Genomic DNA, 223 nt, shown 5'->3' with positions numbered 1-223 from the left:
ATAGGTCCAGGCAACTGTTTAACAAAAACACAGGGCTGTGCTAATATGAAAGTAGATGTATACAGCCTGACACCTGCCCGGTGCTGGAAGGTTAAGAGGAGATGTCATCGATGAGAGAAGCATTGAATTGAAGCCCCAGTAAACGGCGGCCGTAACTATAACGGTCCTAAGGTAGCGAAATTCCTTGTCGGGTAAGTTCCGACCTGCACGAATGGTGTAATGA

The 223-nt window shown here is 47.1% G+C and carries 1 rRNA gene; it reads left to right on the top strand.

Going from position 1 to position 223, the window contains the following annotated elements:
• A 23S ribosomal RNA gene (locus tag H6A61_RS15745) occupies positions 1-223 on the top strand; the annotation flags it as partial.

It is taken from the genome of Bacteroides caecigallinarum (genome assembly GCF_016901995.1).
GTDB classification, from domain to species: Bacteria; Bacteroidota; Bacteroidia; order Bacteroidales; family Bacteroidaceae; genus Phocaeicola; species Phocaeicola cellulolyticus.
The sequence above is the reverse complement of the archived record's forward strand: the minus strand, read 5'-3'. Positions and strand labels throughout refer to the sequence as shown.